This window comes from Candidatus Poribacteria bacterium (assembly GCA_026702755.1).
Taxonomy (GTDB): Bacteria; Poribacteria; WGA-4E; order WGA-4E; family WGA-3G; genus WGA-3G.
Genome location: JAPPBX010000112.1, coordinates 108,611 through 122,234, shown reverse-complemented (window position 1 = coordinate 122,234; position 13,624 = coordinate 108,611). Strand labels below are relative to the sequence as shown.

Genomic DNA, 13,624 nt, shown 5'->3' with positions numbered 1-13,624 from the left:
GGTATTTCCTCTCTGAAGCGTGGTCACTATATGGGTAATTCACAATGACAATGTCACCACGTTGTACCTTCATGATTCCCTCCGCGGATCAAGATCATTGTAAACGTCCATCTCTGGATCATCCCAACCAATACTGAGTCCCATCTCAATAAGCAAAGCAGTTTGTTCCTCCTCCGTTATTGGCCCGTCGTCGTAATATACCCCTTTTCGCATCCGTTCAAACGTTTCAACAGGTAATACAACATACTCCACATTTGTTTCTGGATCCACTAACCGTACAGGATCCTCCTGAGAATCCTTGATCGCTTTTTGAATTTCTTTAGTAAGGGTTATCACCATTAGTCCTCCGTTGTTGATACACCAATCGAGGCGTGGATCTGCGCAAATTTCCACGACTCGTCAGTTTCTTCCAAGACCCCCGTCATCCGCATCACGAATTCTTCCGGTGTACCTTGCCATTTGAGTCGCCAGACCTGACGTGTGTAGAACCACGCGACATCGTCCCGTTCCTGTACGTCAAGGTTGATAAACTTAATGCTGAAATCCTCTGTGCTCGCGACGTGGTTTTGATAATACGTCGTGATACCCACGCTTCCCTCAACAACCTCGTCAGCATCGGTACCGATCTTGACATAGTAGGCAGCAGGAAGCATCATTTCAACGAGGGTTTCAGCATCTCCAGCGATAAGTGCGTCAAAATACGCCTTTACCGTATCATGTGCATTCGGCATCATGAATTCCTGTGAGAGCATCCCACAAGGCAGCACTCATCTTCTCACACGCCTGTACGACAGTGCCGTGCGAATCCGACGGCAACGCGCCGATGTACGCAAGCAGCTTCTCCGCTTCATGCTCATTGTGTGAATGCGTTTCAAAGTAAGGTTCTACCGATTTCGGGAGCTGGTAGAATGCCTTTAAACCTGTGAGTTTCGATTGGGCAGTTGCTGGTTGCTGTACCTCGAATGCATAGAGCGCGCCGAGGGCAGTCGTAGGTTCTGAAAAGAGTTCATCTGCTGTTTCCATCAGTGCTTTCACCTGCGGAATTTGTGCTTCGGTAACAGTGGTATCAAGTCCGGCAGCGAAATCAGCCCACAAGTCAATGTGCTCGGTCTCTTCTTCTGCTATTTCGGCATCATTGAGGGTCTCCCAACCCGCTGGCATCATGGAAATAAAAGCCCCATACTCACGCGCATAGGATCGTAAGGCTTCGACTGGCAGCTCACCAGCACTCCACGCTTGGTAAAAGGGATGATTGAGTAAGTTATAATCTGCGATTTTGCTGTCTAACGTTTGTTTGAAATCCATTAAATTGGGTACTCCATTTCTTTTGTGTGGATAAAGTTCAACGGGACGTTGATGCTTTACACAGCAATTTCCGGTTTGCAAGCGACACCGATTTTTGAATAGCAAGTTTTCGGTTTGCAAGCGACACCGAAAAGCTGTTTATAGCATGCTTTTAATATAGCACATAGAATGCTTCAGTGTCAAACAAAGGTGATTTATTTTTTAGAGACATTCAGTGAATCCTGTGAATCCTGGTTCGGACAATTAAGGCTGCACCTTCACGAACCCTTACCTACTGACAACTGACAACCGATAACTGAGTACTTCCGAAAAAATCGTTTTGAATTAAACCCAAAATTTGATATAATCGTTAACATGACTGGAAGTGTTATTTGTCAGGGAGGAGTGCTATGACGGAAGAACAAAAATTTATCTTCGATCTCAAAGGCTACCTGTTAATTCCTGAAGTTTTAGAGCCTTCAGAAATTGCGGCACTGAAAACGCAAATTGAGACAATCCGAACAGACCCGGAATCTTTACCGCTGCATGAACGACAGTTCCCGGGTGGGACGGCTTCGTTTTTAATCGATCATCCTGTCGTGCTTGACGTTCTCCATGAAATTCTGGGAGAAGTTCGGATGGAATCCAGTTGGTTTACCTATCGCACCGTCGGAAACGGCGGTCCCCCACCACACGGTGGTGTGCGAAATGTGAATCCCAATTTCAATTACCAGTGTCGAGAGGGGAAAATATATTCCGCACTGACGCGAGTTGTCTTTGAATTGAACGAAGTCAAGGCAGGTGAAGGTGGCACGCTATTCCTGCCGGGAAGCCATAAAGCAAATTTCCAAATTCCTGAAGCACATCGGCAAACAGATTCACCGCTCTTTGAAACGTACAGTTGTCCTCCAGGTTCGGTCATCATCTTTACGGAAAATCTTTGTCATTCCGGGGTTGCGTGGCAGAATCCAGATCGACCACGGATAGCTATCTTCAATTGTTATAATTTCGTTGGGTGTCAGTTTCATAAGCCGTCCGTACCGAAGCATGTGATTGAAGGGTTGCCTCCTGAGAAACAGGCGTACTTTCGTAATGTCTGGGTTTGGCATCAAGGGGGTCCCGACAACGGGAAAAATTTGCGTTACGAGGGCTAATGCGTGTTGCGCGCAGAAGGCGTTCTATAATGTTGTAAAGGACCGGAACAAGAGAGCTTCGCGTTCCAATCCGGATACCACGCATGGCTCCAGAAACAAGAACACCATCCGCATCACTGATCCACGTGGCACGGACTGACGCAACCCGCAGTGTTTCTAAGTGGCGTTGGATAGCATTTGGCGCGGTTCTCAGTGTCCTGCCTATAATAAATGTTGTGTTTCTCGGTGTAAGTACCCTTGTTATGAGCATCTTAGCACCCAAAATTGATCTGTCCACGCCGAAACGCTTAACGTTCTATTTCCAAAATCCCGCGTGTTACACAGCGGAATATCGGCGGACAGCAAAGCGGTTACGGTGTATTCGGACGTTCTATGGATGGATCGCCGGTGTCATTATTTTAAATCTCTTTTAAGGTTTTTTAACTTATGAGTCATCGTTTCGGAAAAATGGGTCTTATCGAACCGCAAGGAAAATTAAAAAAAGGAACGAGTAAATGTCAGATAAACCAAGGCCTTACACAGGACTGGAAGACCAACTTATCCTGCGAGACCATCTCGCTGCGGATCGGACTATCCTCGCGAATGAGCGAACCTTCCTTGCCTATATCCGTACGGCACTGACGCTATTCGTCGCAGGTTTATCTTTCGTCCATCTCAAAATTTTTGAATCACACATTTTTGAGGCGATTGGCATCATCTTCATCTTACTCGGCATTGCGACCTTCTTCGTTGGACTCTTCAGATACAAACGGATGCAAGCACTGATCCACAAGATTAAGCAGGAAGAATTAGAAGAATTAGGAGAAAAAGACGCATCATGAAAATAAGAGAGGTTGTTGTAACAGGTCAGAACCAAGTGGAGTTGCAGACTGCCGATATAGACGCACCGGTGCTTGCTTCCGACGAATTGCTGATAGACACAGAATATACCTTTATCAGTAGTGGTACGGAACTCGCAAATTATACAGGGAGAGAACCGAAAGTCTTTCAGAAGGGTTCATGGTGTGAATACCCGTGGCGTTCTGGTTATGCGAATGTCGGCATCGTCCGTGAAGTCGGTGCAGGGGTCAACCGTGCAGCACCCGGCGATCGGGTTTTCACTTATGGAAGGCACGCTTCAACGATTCGATATTCACAAGATCGGCTGGTCGCGCCTGTCAGAGAAGCGGTAGATCCGGCTGTCGTTGCAGCATCACGGATGGCAGGCGTTGCAATGACCGCGATTATTGTCGGGGAGATCGAGACGAACCCGTGGGTCGTTGTTTTTGGATTAGGGCTTGTTGGAAATCTGGCATCACAGATGTTTCAGATTCACGGATGCCGTGTAATTGGTGTAGATCCGGTGCCAGAGAGACGGAAACTTGCACAGCGGTGTGGGATTCGTCATACCGTCGGTGGCGATGCTGACGAAGCGCAAGCACACGTTGAGGAAATTACGGGTGGTGGGCTTGGCAATATCACTGTTGATGCGGTGGGACACAGTGGTGTCGTTATGCAGGCACTCCGTGCTACCGCTAATCATGGGCAACTCATCATCCTTGGTTCACCGCGCGTGGAAGTCCAAGGAAACCTGACCGATCTGCTCTCCGAGACGCATCTGCGATGGATTACCATCCGTGGCGCATTGGAATGGTGTGTGCCGATGTATCCAGACATCGGGAACCGAACCTCTCAATGGAGCAAACAGCAAACTATCTTTGACTGGATGGCACGCGGGCAATTGCACGTTGAACCCTTAATCTCGCATCGCCTCAAACCGGAACAGATTAAGCAGGCTTACGACGGTCTTCTCAATGAACCGAATGTATACACAGGCGTTGTTTTGGATTGGTCTTCTTCGTCTTAACTTGGTAGTAAGAGAGAAATTATTATGAAAAAGACAGAAATGTTCCAGAATTGCATCCAATCTGAGTTACCTCCGGGACTCAAATCAAGGTTTGATAGAAAGCAGGTGATGGCTATTACCTTCTCGCCAGACGGCACACGGCTCGCTGCGGGCGGTGATGGCCGTATCTGGATATACGATACTGCCAGCGGCGCGCAATTCGCGATGCTCTCAGGTTATACAGAACATATACGGGCAGTGGCATTTGCTCCAGATAATTCTCTGCTTGCCAGCGGGAGTGAAGACAATACGCTCCGACTCTGGGATACTGCCACCGCTCGAGAAGTGCTAACACTGGCTGGGGATTCCAATCTGGTGAACGCATTAGCATCGTCTTCACCGGATGGCGTTCCGCTTCCGGGATGGGATCAACGCACAGAACGGTTGCTCGCATCCTCTACTGAAGCACCCGGGCGAATTAGGAGTTTGGCATTTTCGCCAGATGGTACAACACTCGCGAGTGGGAGTGCGGACGGCAAGATTCGCTTATGGGAAATTGAAACGGGTAGGATGCTCTCCACCTTTTCAGCGCACGACGGACTTGTTTTGGCTTTGGCTTTTTCACCACAGAACGAAGTATTGGCAAGCGGCGGTTCGGACACGCTTGTTCGGATGTGGAATTTGGAAAGTAAACATCTCCTCTCCATTCTAAGAGGGCATGCCGATTCAGTCAATGCGTTGGCTTTCTCTGGCGACGGTGAACTGCTTGTAAGCGGCGGGCGAGATAACTACATTCAGTTGTGGAATGTGGATGACGATAACCCTATATCCGTGTTTCCTGTACAGGAAGGTGCCATTCGGGAATTGACTTTTTCAGCGGACGATGAAAAACTTATGTACGCGACGCAGGACGGTGCGCTTCTCGTAAGGGAACAGTGAAAGGAGATGTAACAGTGATCGGTATTTCTTATCATGCAGGTGGGATGAAAGACATCCCCCTACAAGAAGTTATCACGATTCTCGCCGATGCAGGCTACGATGCAATCGAGATGATGTGTGGACCAGAAGCGCATATCCCATCCGGCGAAGTCACTGACGGTTTGCTCAAAGAGGTCAAAAGGATGGTAAGCGACAGCGGCTTAAAGGTCTCTGTCATCAATCCGTTTACTGGAGGAGGTCTATACCAACTGGCGGTGGAAGACCAGCAGGGTGCAGTTGACCATTACGCCCTTCTTCAAGATGTAGCAGTTGCCCTTGGGGCAGGTGGCGTTAACTTTCTCACTGGATACGGCGGTGAAAACGGCGACCCGTTCGCATGGAGACTCCTCGTTGACGTGCTGAAGCCGATCTGTCAACGTGCCGAGGAACTCGGCATCACAATGAACATCCACAATCATGAAGCAACGACAATTGATTCCTCTTCAAAAGTGACGCTTCTGATTGAGCACGTCGGATCCGACGCGCTGAAGTCTCTGAACGACATCACCAATTTCTATCATCTCGGTGAGGACATCGCTGAAGTTACCGAAAAACTGGGACCGCTCACCGCGCATTGCCATGTAAAAGGTGTGACAGGCATGTACCCTTACAGCACCTTTCTGATTCCGGGTGAAGAGGGAGATGAATTGGATTTTCGGACCTTTGCGGAAAGTTTGGGGAAAGTCGGTTACGATAAGTATATCTCGGTGGAAACATTTCCACACATGCGGATGGAGAAGGCACAGATTGCTCACGATATGATGGCGGGGACATTGAGGGAATTGGGTTTGAGATAAATACAGAACAGGTATTGAGACATGGAAGGATAGGAAACCTACCCCTATGTCCCTCTGCATGTAGGGGCAGGTCTTGTGCCTGCCCTTTCAATTCCACAAGCAAACGGATTTTGCCCGTTTCAAGATTCGTCAGTTTCCAACGCTTTGATACCGGGCCAGTCGCGCCACATGTCCTCGTTCGGTGGTTCTTCCTGCGTTTGCTCTAATTCTATTTTGCGGAAATCGTACAGGACTGCCTGCCGAATCTGCCGTGAATAGTTATGACCAGCAGCATGCCCGATGCGATGATGCCAGAAGACGACATCCCCCGCGTTACCGTAGCATTCAACGCCTGGACCTCTGCTGATGCGCTCGCGGTCAACATCGTACTGTGGTGTTGGCTCGTTTTTGTATTGGGAGTGGTAATCGTAATAGAAGACTTGATGGCTCCCGGGCCAGACCGTAAACCCACCACCTTCGGGTGGCACATCGTCAATATAACCGACAGCACCGAGATGGAATGGATGCGCGTCTACATGGCAGCCAATTGATTTTTTAGGAACATCACCGTAAGGAAGCGTGCAATAGATACCGCGCACACGGTCGGGTTGCACCAAATTCCCTTCGCCCAAAAGTTGTTCTGCCATCCCCCAGACGTTTGGGTCAGTCGCGAGAAGTTGGACCATCCACGCTTCACCGCCTGGCTCACGGAAATTCCAACGGAAACCCCGTCGGTTATTGTCTTTGTCAATGTTCTCTTCTTCAGCGGTGAAGGGACCGATCCAAGTTTCAGGGTCATCACGTCTGCGTCCTTCGGGCGCGCCGTCCCAAAGCCTTGTCCGTGCCCGTTCCATCAATTCAGGGTTAAGGACGTTCCGTTTCACTAAGTAACCCTCTGTTTTGAAAAATTCGATGTCCTTCTGTGTAAGTTCAACCATTTTTTTATTATTCCTTGCGGTTAAATGACGTGAGTTTGTGCTTTAAAGTTCTTTGCTCGAATCCGCTCTCCATTTCATTACGAGCTAATCACTTTATACTATGAAGACCAATCGTTGGACAACTTACTTTAGGTGGACTTCGGATTTCACGTGCCTTTTTGAATCCGCTATACGAAAGAAAACAGGCACATTACCCTAATCACATTTCAAGAAATTTTAAAGACATTTAACGATTTTTTCAAGGAAAAGTAACAAATTTTTAGGATTTGACATTACTTTTATAGTAAAGCACACAATTACTTGGACATTGCGGGGAGGCGAGGATGCAATCCTCGCCAGCGGCGGCGGGGTGTTTTGCTTGGGTGTTTCCCCGTTCACTAACCAATTGTCCACATGTTTTCGGATTTTACTATAAAATTGGAGAAGGTGAAATTGGGAACCGGACCGGTGAAGATGGGAAAATTCGCTGAAAACGACGACATTTGACAACACGTCAGATTTCCACTATAATTAAACGCATGCCAAGACTCATAATTGCCTTACTGCTAATGCTCTCATATCCAACACTTCTCCTTGCACATCCAGAAGGAACAGGCGATCACGTCGTTGAAGCCTACCGAATTGTCGGCGAGCCACCGCAAATTGACGGAATATTGGACGATCAGGCGTGGCAGCAAGCAGAACCGCGCAGCGGTTTTATTCAACTCGAACCGGCACGCGGTAGTCCCGCAACCGATGATACGGAGTTCCGTATCGCTTACGATGTGCATAATATCTACGTCGCATTCCGATGTTACGATGCTGAACCCAACAAAATCATCAATCGAATGACGCGACGCGGCGACATCTACGCCTCGGATGTCATCTCTTTCTTCATTGACCCACATCATGATCATCGCACAGGCTATAAATTCGCCACAAACCCAGCGGGTGTTCAAAGCGATAATTATCGATATGAGGATACGCAACGCGACAGCAACTGGAAAGGGATTTGGTGGGTTGAAAGCAATATTGATGAATCCGGATGGAGTGCCGAGTTCAAAATCCCTTTCTCAAATTTCCGATTCACTGACAAGCCAACACAGATCTGGGGTTTCGATGTGGAACGGGTAAACCGCCGGAAAAGCGAAGTCACGGTGTGGAAACAGTTGACACAGGCGGGTGTTGTCACGCGGATGTCCGATTTAGGACATATCGTAGGCATCCAAGGTATTGAGACCGGAAAGAATTTTGAAATTTCGCCCTATCTTTTAGGGGGCGGTATGGATGCTGCCGATACTGACTTAACGCGGCAATTAGGAACAGGTTTAGATGTGCAATACAGTGTTACGAGTGCTTTGAAGGCGAACGTCACTGTCAACCCTGATTTCGCACAGGTCGAAGCAGATCAATTGGAGATCAATTTGACCCGTTTTCCGACGCGCTTTCCAGAAAAACGCCCATTTTTTGTTGAAGGAAACAGTTTTTTTGAAACGCCTTATGATTTGATGTTCAGCCGTCGGATCGGGAGTCGAGGCAACATTCTCTGGGGCAGTAAACTTACTGGGAAAGTCGGGAGCTACTCCATCGGTGTCTTGGGAAATCAGACCGGTGAATTCAGGTTTTCTGAGAGTACTTCATCCGAAAAGGAGGAAGCATGGTTCTCTGCAATCCGTGTTAAACGCGACATCCTCAAACGTTCAAACGTCGGAATTCTATTCGTGAATAAGGAACAACCGGGCAGTGACCGTTGGGAACACAGTCGAGTGGGCGGCATTGATATGAACCTCGCCTTGGGCAAGACTTATCATCTCACGGGACAATATGCGGGTAGTTTTCATCCGGGCGAAGATAGCGATAACTTTGCTTATACCGTTGACTTCGCACAACGCAACTATCTTTGGAGCAGTGGTATCGGATTTGAGCGGGTCGCGCCACACTTTGAAATCAATCAGACAGGGTTTCTACGCAAAGAACGAAACCGTGGCTGGCAGCGTGTTTATATGCGCTCCTCTTATTCTCCACATTGGGGCAATCATCAATTCTTTTCTGGCGTAACTGCCCGCCTCTCGCAAAGCCTCTACACACCAGCGTATTTTACTGAATGGGGGCTGCGGAACCCAGACCTGTCTCTCTCACCTGAATTCGATGAAGACCTGCTCAGATGGAGCGCAGGTGCGGACATCGGGATGGACTTCAGGGAAATCCTCTTGGATGACATTAATGTCTACTATACTCGAAGTCGGGAGGTTGAACTCACCGAAGTGTTTACAGCGGACAGATATGGATTTGAGATGGATACCAACTCCACATATCCAATTGCTTTCGGGATCTCTGTAGATTTCGCAGACTATTTTAACTTTGGACGACAACAAGCAGGCAAACAGCGGGGCCTCTCCTTTGAATCCACCTTACGACCGCAGAGCAATTTTTCTATAGAATTAGACAGCAGCTACGCGCAGAGTCTCGATTTAGAAGGTGCCATTGACGGCAGATTTTTCGTTAGTTCGCTGCGTGCGACATACCTATTCACACGTGAATCATTTCTCCGAATGTTTGCACAGGCGAGCAGGGCACGTCCACTATCTGGTGAAATTCATGAGAGCTACCTACTCAGTCTCCTCTTCGGATGGGAATATAGCCCGAAGAGTCACCTTTTCGTTGCTTATAACGAGGCTTGGGGTGATGCTCTCATTGGTACGACCACTCGTCGTGAGTTACAGTTAGAAAACCGTGTCATTGTTGTTAAAGTAACGTATCTCTATAACCTGTGATGGTGTGAGTTCGATATACGCGGTTGGTTCCCGTAAAACTGAAGTCTCTGCCTATACCAAGTTAAAAATTGTAAAAAGAATCAAGGTGTGATATAATAGAGCCATGAAAGATTTTATACTGCTATTCTTCAATGTTCTATTAACGGTAATAGGACAAATCCTATTCAAACAAGGCATGAATATGGTAGGTCGTGTCAATAGCCTTCGGGACGCGTTGGGGAAACTAACACAGGCGTTTCTCAATCCTTATGTCCTCAGTGGGATTGCAATATACGGTTTCACAACGCTCGTGTGGTTGGTTATTCTGTCCCGTGTTAAACTGAGTATAGCATACCCGATGTTAAGCTTCGGGTATGTCTTATCAATTCTGTTTTCCTGGATGCTGTTCAAGGAATCCATCCCCAAAACCCGCATAATAGGTGCTTTGATTATCTGTATCGGTGTCTATCTCGTCGCACAAGGAGAGTCTTAGTCAATGGCAGAACCGGTAAATGTTCATACTGGACCCAATACGCAAGGTGAACCTGCTCCTGCCCGTTCCTTTGTTGCGATGATACTATCCGCAATTCTACCGGGACTTGGTCAGTTATACTTGGGACAATCCGCAAAAGGGATTATTATCCTTATCGTTTTTGCTTCTGCACTCGGTATTTTTTACGTCAATTCACTACCGGTAACGGAATGGAGCGATTTAATGCGGTTTAAACCTGCTGCAAAAGAGAATCCTACATCGAATAGCACGGGAGATTCTGAAATTCAGGAATCCTATGCAATTCACATCTGGACGTTTGACGATGGAGAAAAATTGATGTATCGTCCTTCTTGGAAATTGAAAATCAGCGCGTCCATTCAAGGGATTTTATGTTGGTTCTATGCAGTTGGAGACGGATGGCGAGGCAGGCGCAGGATTAGAAAACACCAATAATTAATTTTCTGTCCAAATGAAGATTGGGAGACTGGAAGATTGGAAGATTGGAAGAAAATAATAATTCAATGCGGAATTCTCCTGGTTGCCTTAATGATCGGGTGCCAAAATGATACAGCAGTCCTGAAAAAGAGTGAAGAACTCTTGAACGCTGGAACCCCACAAGATGCGGTGGTGGAACTGGAGGCTTTTATAGAAACAGCACCTGAGGAGCCGAAAGCGCGGATGTTGCTGGGGAAAGCCTACAATGACTTGGGACGCTACAATGATGCCGTTGTTGAGTTACGAAAAGCCTCACAACTCTATGCTGCACAACCGGAAGAACGGATTACAGCACGGCTTGAATTGGCGCGCACCTATCTAAGGTTCGGGGACAGAGACTCTGCTTTCCGTGTGCTGCGGCTTGTTCAGCGGAGTACGCCAGACCCCGAGGTTCTGCGTAAAATTATCGAACTTGTTGGCGACAGTTATCATGCAAAACGGCTGACCCGCGGCGATTCAGATAATTATTCCCCTACCTTCTCACCAGATGGCACACAAATTGCCTTCGCATCGTTCCGACTTGACAATGGCGAAATCTATTTAATGGACCTAAACGGACGCATCCAACGCCGTGTAACGTTCACAACAGATTTCAACGATAGTTCGCCAGCATTCCTTACGGTTCCAAATTATCTGTTTTACAGCAGTGAACCGAAGTCATCTCGTGAGGTTCAAGTTGTCATCCAAAGTAGCGGTTCCACGCCGATCTACGCTGGATTTTATGTGACACACATTCATAGCAAAATAACGCGATGCGTTTTGCCAGTAAGTTTTGGTGCCCGCGTGCCTCGCACGTCGCCTATTGGAGATTTGGTGGTTTATGAATCCAATGCAGATGGAAATTTGGAATTATACCTTCTCGATTTGGAGGGTGCTGATCTCGCCCAACTTACCCCAGAGAAGACCAAACACAAACGCATCACCTTTAACGAAACCGATGACGGAAGCCCAACATTCTTCCCCGACGGAAAACGCATTATGTTTGTCTCATCGCGAAATGAAGTGAATCAACTTTACACGATAGGCATTGATGGGCAAAATGAGCAGCACTTCAATCCAAACCGCTACGATTGTTACAACCCCAGTGTGTCTCCTGATGGAAAAACAATCGCTTATGTCTCCGCGAGAGATGGCGATTGGGAAATTTATCTAATTGACGCAGATGGCAAAAATGAACGGCGAATAACTAATGACATCGGTAGATCTATCCAACCCATCTTTTCACCGGATGGAAAGCACCTCGCGTTTGTTTCCGATAGAAGCGATACTTTCCATATCTATCTGATGTCTCTGGACGAACCTGTTACGCGTGAGGACTTAGTTAAACGTTTGCAGTAGGGGCGAGGTTACCTCTCCCCTACGCTTGGAGGTAAAATCGATATGCTTCAGGTAACCAAACCAGAAGGTTTCGGCAACATCCAACTGGAAGAAGTACCGATACCGAAAATAAATGAGCACCAAGTTCGAGTGGAGACGGATACAACGTTGATTAGCCGCGGCTCCGAACTGTTTCGACGATACATCCGAGAAGAGGCAGTTCCGCCTTCAATCATGGGATACTCACTCACAGGCATTGTGGACACTGTTGGGGCTGAGGTAACGGGCTATCAGGTTGGAGAGCGCGTTATGGTCGTAGCACCGCATGCGCAATATGCCGTTGCTGAACCTAACGCAACTGAAGGACGTATTGTCCCGCTCCTTGACGGTGTCAGTTTTGAAGAGGGAACTTTTCTCCCGCTCGCCACGAGTGCTGTCGCTTGGTCGGACTCGTCCGGCGTGAAAGCAGGAGACACTGTCGTTGTTTTGGGACAAGGCTTGGTAGGAAGCCTGATGATGCAGGTGTTGCGTGGCTATAACCCTTCGCGGATTATTACCGTGGACGCATTGCCTCTCCGATGCGAACTCTCAACGCAGCTCGGTGCTGATGTCGTCATAAACGCCGACGAGGCAGACCCGGTTGAAGAAGTCCGTCGCCTTACCGATGGTAAAGGCGCAGATTTGGTCATAGATTGTGTCGGTGGGTACGCCGGAGTCAAATCTTTTGAGCAGGCACAAGATATGACGCGTCAGTTTGGTATTATCCAACTCATTGCGCTCTATCAGCAGGCACCGCTCCCGTTACATTCCTCGAAAATAATGAGTAAACGTCTCGTCGCTGGTATCTTAACGGACGAACCCCGTTCTCAGATCGCTGTGCGCGCCTTGCAAAAGATACAAAACGGCGAGATCCGTGCGTCTGAGATGATCACCCACCGTTTCCACTACACCGAGGCGAAAGACGCGTTTGACCTCCTCTGGAATACACCAGGTGATGCGCTCGGAGTCCTGATAAAATGGCAGTAGATGTTCCCTCACGAGAAGTGGAGTTCCGTACCGAATTGCGCGGTGTGCCGCTGACTTTTGCCGCAACGTGGGGGCTCTTCTCACCGAAAGCGATTGATGCCGGAACACAACTATTGATCGAACATCTGGACATCCAAAAGAGTGATACCTGCCTTGACCTCGGATGCGGATACGGTGCCATCGGCATTACACTCGCCAAATGTGTACAAACGGCAACCGTCTATTTGGTGGACAAGGACTTTGTTGCAGTTGACTACGCGCGTAAAAACGTGCAGCAGAATCAACTCCAGAACTGTCATGTCCTCTTGAGCAACGGATTCAGCCACCTTCCCGACATTCAATTCGATCTCATCGCTTCCAACCTTCCTGCCAACGTCGGCAAGGAACTTCTACAGATTTTTCTCACCGACGCGAAGCAGCATCTCAAACCCAACGGACGACTCTATGTTGTTACCATCTCAGGACTCCGAGCGTTCATCAAACGCAACTTCTTGAGCACATTCGGGAACTATCAGAAAGTTAAACAGCGTCACACCCATACGGTCGCGATGGCAACGCAGGTGTAGCGTTTTATGCTCGCTCAGAGAACTGCTCCGTTCGCGAAGC

16 protein-coding genes are annotated in these 13,624 nt (G+C 48.1%); 12 read left to right on the top strand and 4 right to left on the bottom strand.

Going from position 1 to position 13,624, the window contains the following annotated elements; all coding sequences use genetic code 11:
- Window positions 1–69 precede the first annotated feature (69 nt).
- Genes OXH39_22395 through OXH39_22385 form a run of 3 tightly spaced genes read right to left on the bottom strand, consistent with a single transcriptional unit; the run spans window position 70 to window position 1,305 of the window.
- A complete protein-coding gene (locus OXH39_22395) occupies window positions 70–339 on the bottom strand; it encodes a hypothetical protein (GenBank protein MCY3553220.1) in 270 nt (89 codons plus the stop codon).
- Window positions 339–731 carry a nuclear transport factor 2 family protein gene (locus OXH39_22390; protein MCY3553219.1) on the bottom strand — a complete coding sequence of 131 codons (393 nt, stop codon included), beginning with the start codon at window positions 729–731 and terminating at the stop codon, window positions 339–341. Before OXH39_22390 ends, OXH39_22395 begins: the two co-directional genes overlap by 1 nt.
- On the bottom strand, window positions 715–1,305 hold the full coding sequence (locus OXH39_22385; GenBank protein ID MCY3553218.1) for an iron-containing redox enzyme family protein: 591 nt from the start codon (window positions 1,303–1,305) through the stop codon (window positions 715–717). The genes OXH39_22390 and OXH39_22385 overlap by 17 nt, the downstream gene beginning before the upstream one ends.
- Before the next feature lie 389 nt (window positions 1,306–1,694).
- On the opposite strand from OXH39_22385, the gene OXH39_22380 reads away from it, so the two are divergent.
- The 6 genes from OXH39_22380 (at window position 1,695) to OXH39_22355 (ending at window position 6,038) form a co-directional block, all read left to right on the top strand.
- Window positions 1,695–2,438, top strand: a complete 744-nt coding sequence (locus OXH39_22380) for a phytanoyl-CoA dioxygenase family protein (GenBank protein ID MCY3553217.1) — start codon at window positions 1,695–1,697, stop codon at window positions 2,436–2,438.
- An 83-nt stretch (window positions 2,439–2,521) separates the two neighbouring features.
- Window positions 2,522–2,851 carry a hypothetical protein gene (locus OXH39_22375; protein MCY3553216.1) on the top strand — a complete coding sequence of 110 codons (330 nt, stop codon included), beginning with the start codon at window positions 2,522–2,524 and terminating at the stop codon, window positions 2,849–2,851.
- 81 nt (window positions 2,852–2,932) lie between these two features.
- On the top strand, window positions 2,933–3,259 hold the full coding sequence (locus tag OXH39_22370) for a DUF202 domain-containing protein (protein MCY3553215.1): 327 nt from the start codon (window positions 2,933–2,935) through the stop codon (window positions 3,257–3,259).
- Entirely contained in the window at window positions 3,256–4,284 is a 1,029-nt protein-coding gene (locus tag OXH39_22365) for a zinc-binding alcohol dehydrogenase (GenBank protein ID MCY3553214.1), read from the top strand. Before OXH39_22370 ends, OXH39_22365 begins: the two co-directional genes overlap by 4 nt.
- Window positions 4,285–4,308: 24 nt before the next feature.
- A complete protein-coding gene (locus OXH39_22360) occupies window positions 4,309–5,202 on the top strand; it encodes a WD40 repeat domain-containing protein (protein MCY3553213.1) in 894 nt (297 codons plus the stop codon).
- A 14-nt stretch (window positions 5,203–5,216) separates the two neighbouring features.
- Complete coding sequence (locus OXH39_22355) at window positions 5,217–6,038, top strand: sugar phosphate isomerase/epimerase (protein ID MCY3553212.1); 822 nt, start codon at window positions 5,217–5,219, stop codon at window positions 6,036–6,038.
- A gap of 119 nt (window positions 6,039–6,157) precedes the next feature.
- Here OXH39_22355 and OXH39_22350 read toward each other — a convergent pair whose 3' ends face one another.
- Window positions 6,158–6,955, bottom strand: coding sequence for a phytanoyl-CoA dioxygenase family protein (locus OXH39_22350; GenBank protein ID MCY3553211.1), 798 nt, complete (start codon window positions 6,953–6,955; stop codon window positions 6,158–6,160).
- 518 nt (window positions 6,956–7,473) lie between these two features.
- Here OXH39_22350 and OXH39_22345 point away from each other — a divergent pair.
- The 6 genes from OXH39_22345 (at window position 7,474) to OXH39_22320 (ending at window position 13,584) form a co-directional block, all read left to right on the top strand.
- Window positions 7,474–9,708 (top strand): DUF5916 domain-containing protein, encoded by a 2,235-nt coding sequence (locus OXH39_22345; protein ID MCY3553210.1) that lies wholly within the window; start codon window positions 7,474–7,476, stop codon window positions 9,706–9,708.
- Window positions 9,709–9,811: 103 nt separating this feature from the next.
- Window positions 9,812–10,180, top strand: coding sequence for an EamA family transporter (locus tag OXH39_22340; GenBank protein ID MCY3553209.1), 369 nt, complete (start codon window positions 9,812–9,814; stop codon window positions 10,178–10,180).
- 3 nt (window positions 10,181–10,183) lie between these two features.
- A complete protein-coding gene (locus OXH39_22335) occupies window positions 10,184–10,633 on the top strand; it encodes a hypothetical protein (GenBank protein ID MCY3553208.1) in 450 nt (149 codons plus the stop codon).
- Window positions 10,634–10,672: 39 nt separating this feature from the next.
- Complete coding sequence (locus tag OXH39_22330) at window positions 10,673–12,013, top strand: hypothetical protein (GenBank protein ID MCY3553207.1); 1,341 nt, start codon at window positions 10,673–10,675, stop codon at window positions 12,011–12,013.
- 42 nt (window positions 12,014–12,055) lie between these two features.
- Window positions 12,056–13,018, top strand: coding sequence for a zinc-binding dehydrogenase (locus OXH39_22325; GenBank protein MCY3553206.1), 963 nt, complete (start codon window positions 12,056–12,058; stop codon window positions 13,016–13,018).
- Complete coding sequence (locus tag OXH39_22320; protein MCY3553205.1) at window positions 13,009–13,584, top strand: methyltransferase; 576 nt, start codon at window positions 13,009–13,011, stop codon at window positions 13,582–13,584. The genes OXH39_22325 and OXH39_22320 overlap by 10 nt, the downstream gene beginning before the upstream one ends.
- The last annotated feature ends 40 nt before the right edge of the window (window positions 13,585–13,624 follow it).

Excerpts from the sequence above, each read along its gene's own strand:
- OXH39_22395 (MCY3553220.1), bottom strand. The coding sequence starts at position 339 with ATGGTGATAACCCTTACTAAAGAAATTCAAAAAGCGATCAAGGATTCT.
- OXH39_22390 (MCY3553219.1), bottom strand. The coding sequence starts at position 731 with ATGCCGAATGCACATGATACGGTAAAGGCGTATTTTGACGCACTTATC.
- OXH39_22385 (MCY3553218.1), bottom strand. The coding sequence starts at position 1,305 with ATGGATTTCAAACAAACGTTAGACAGCAAAATCGCAGATTATAACTTA.
- OXH39_22380 (MCY3553217.1), top strand. The coding sequence starts at position 1,695 with ATGACGGAAGAACAAAAATTTATCTTCGATCTCAAAGGCTACCTGTTA.
- OXH39_22375 (MCY3553216.1), top strand. The coding sequence starts at position 2,522 with ATGGCTCCAGAAACAAGAACACCATCCGCATCACTGATCCACGTGGCA.
- OXH39_22370 (MCY3553215.1), top strand. The coding sequence starts at position 2,933 with ATGTCAGATAAACCAAGGCCTTACACAGGACTGGAAGACCAACTTATC.
- OXH39_22365 (MCY3553214.1), top strand. The coding sequence starts at position 3,256 with ATGAAAATAAGAGAGGTTGTTGTAACAGGTCAGAACCAAGTGGAGTTG.
- OXH39_22360 (MCY3553213.1), top strand. The coding sequence starts at position 4,309 with ATGAAAAAGACAGAAATGTTCCAGAATTGCATCCAATCTGAGTTACCT.
- OXH39_22350 (MCY3553211.1), bottom strand. The coding sequence starts at position 6,955 with ATGGTTGAACTTACACAGAAGGACATCGAATTTTTCAAAACAGAGGGT.
- OXH39_22345 (MCY3553210.1), top strand. The coding sequence starts at position 7,474 with ATGCCAAGACTCATAATTGCCTTACTGCTAATGCTCTCATATCCAACA.
- OXH39_22340 (MCY3553209.1), top strand. The coding sequence starts at position 9,812 with ATGAAAGATTTTATACTGCTATTCTTCAATGTTCTATTAACGGTAATA.
- OXH39_22335 (MCY3553208.1), top strand. The coding sequence starts at position 10,184 with ATGGCAGAACCGGTAAATGTTCATACTGGACCCAATACGCAAGGTGAA.
- OXH39_22325 (MCY3553206.1), top strand. The coding sequence starts at position 12,056 with ATGCTTCAGGTAACCAAACCAGAAGGTTTCGGCAACATCCAACTGGAA.
- OXH39_22320 (MCY3553205.1), top strand. The coding sequence starts at position 13,009 with ATGGCAGTAGATGTTCCCTCACGAGAAGTGGAGTTCCGTACCGAATTG.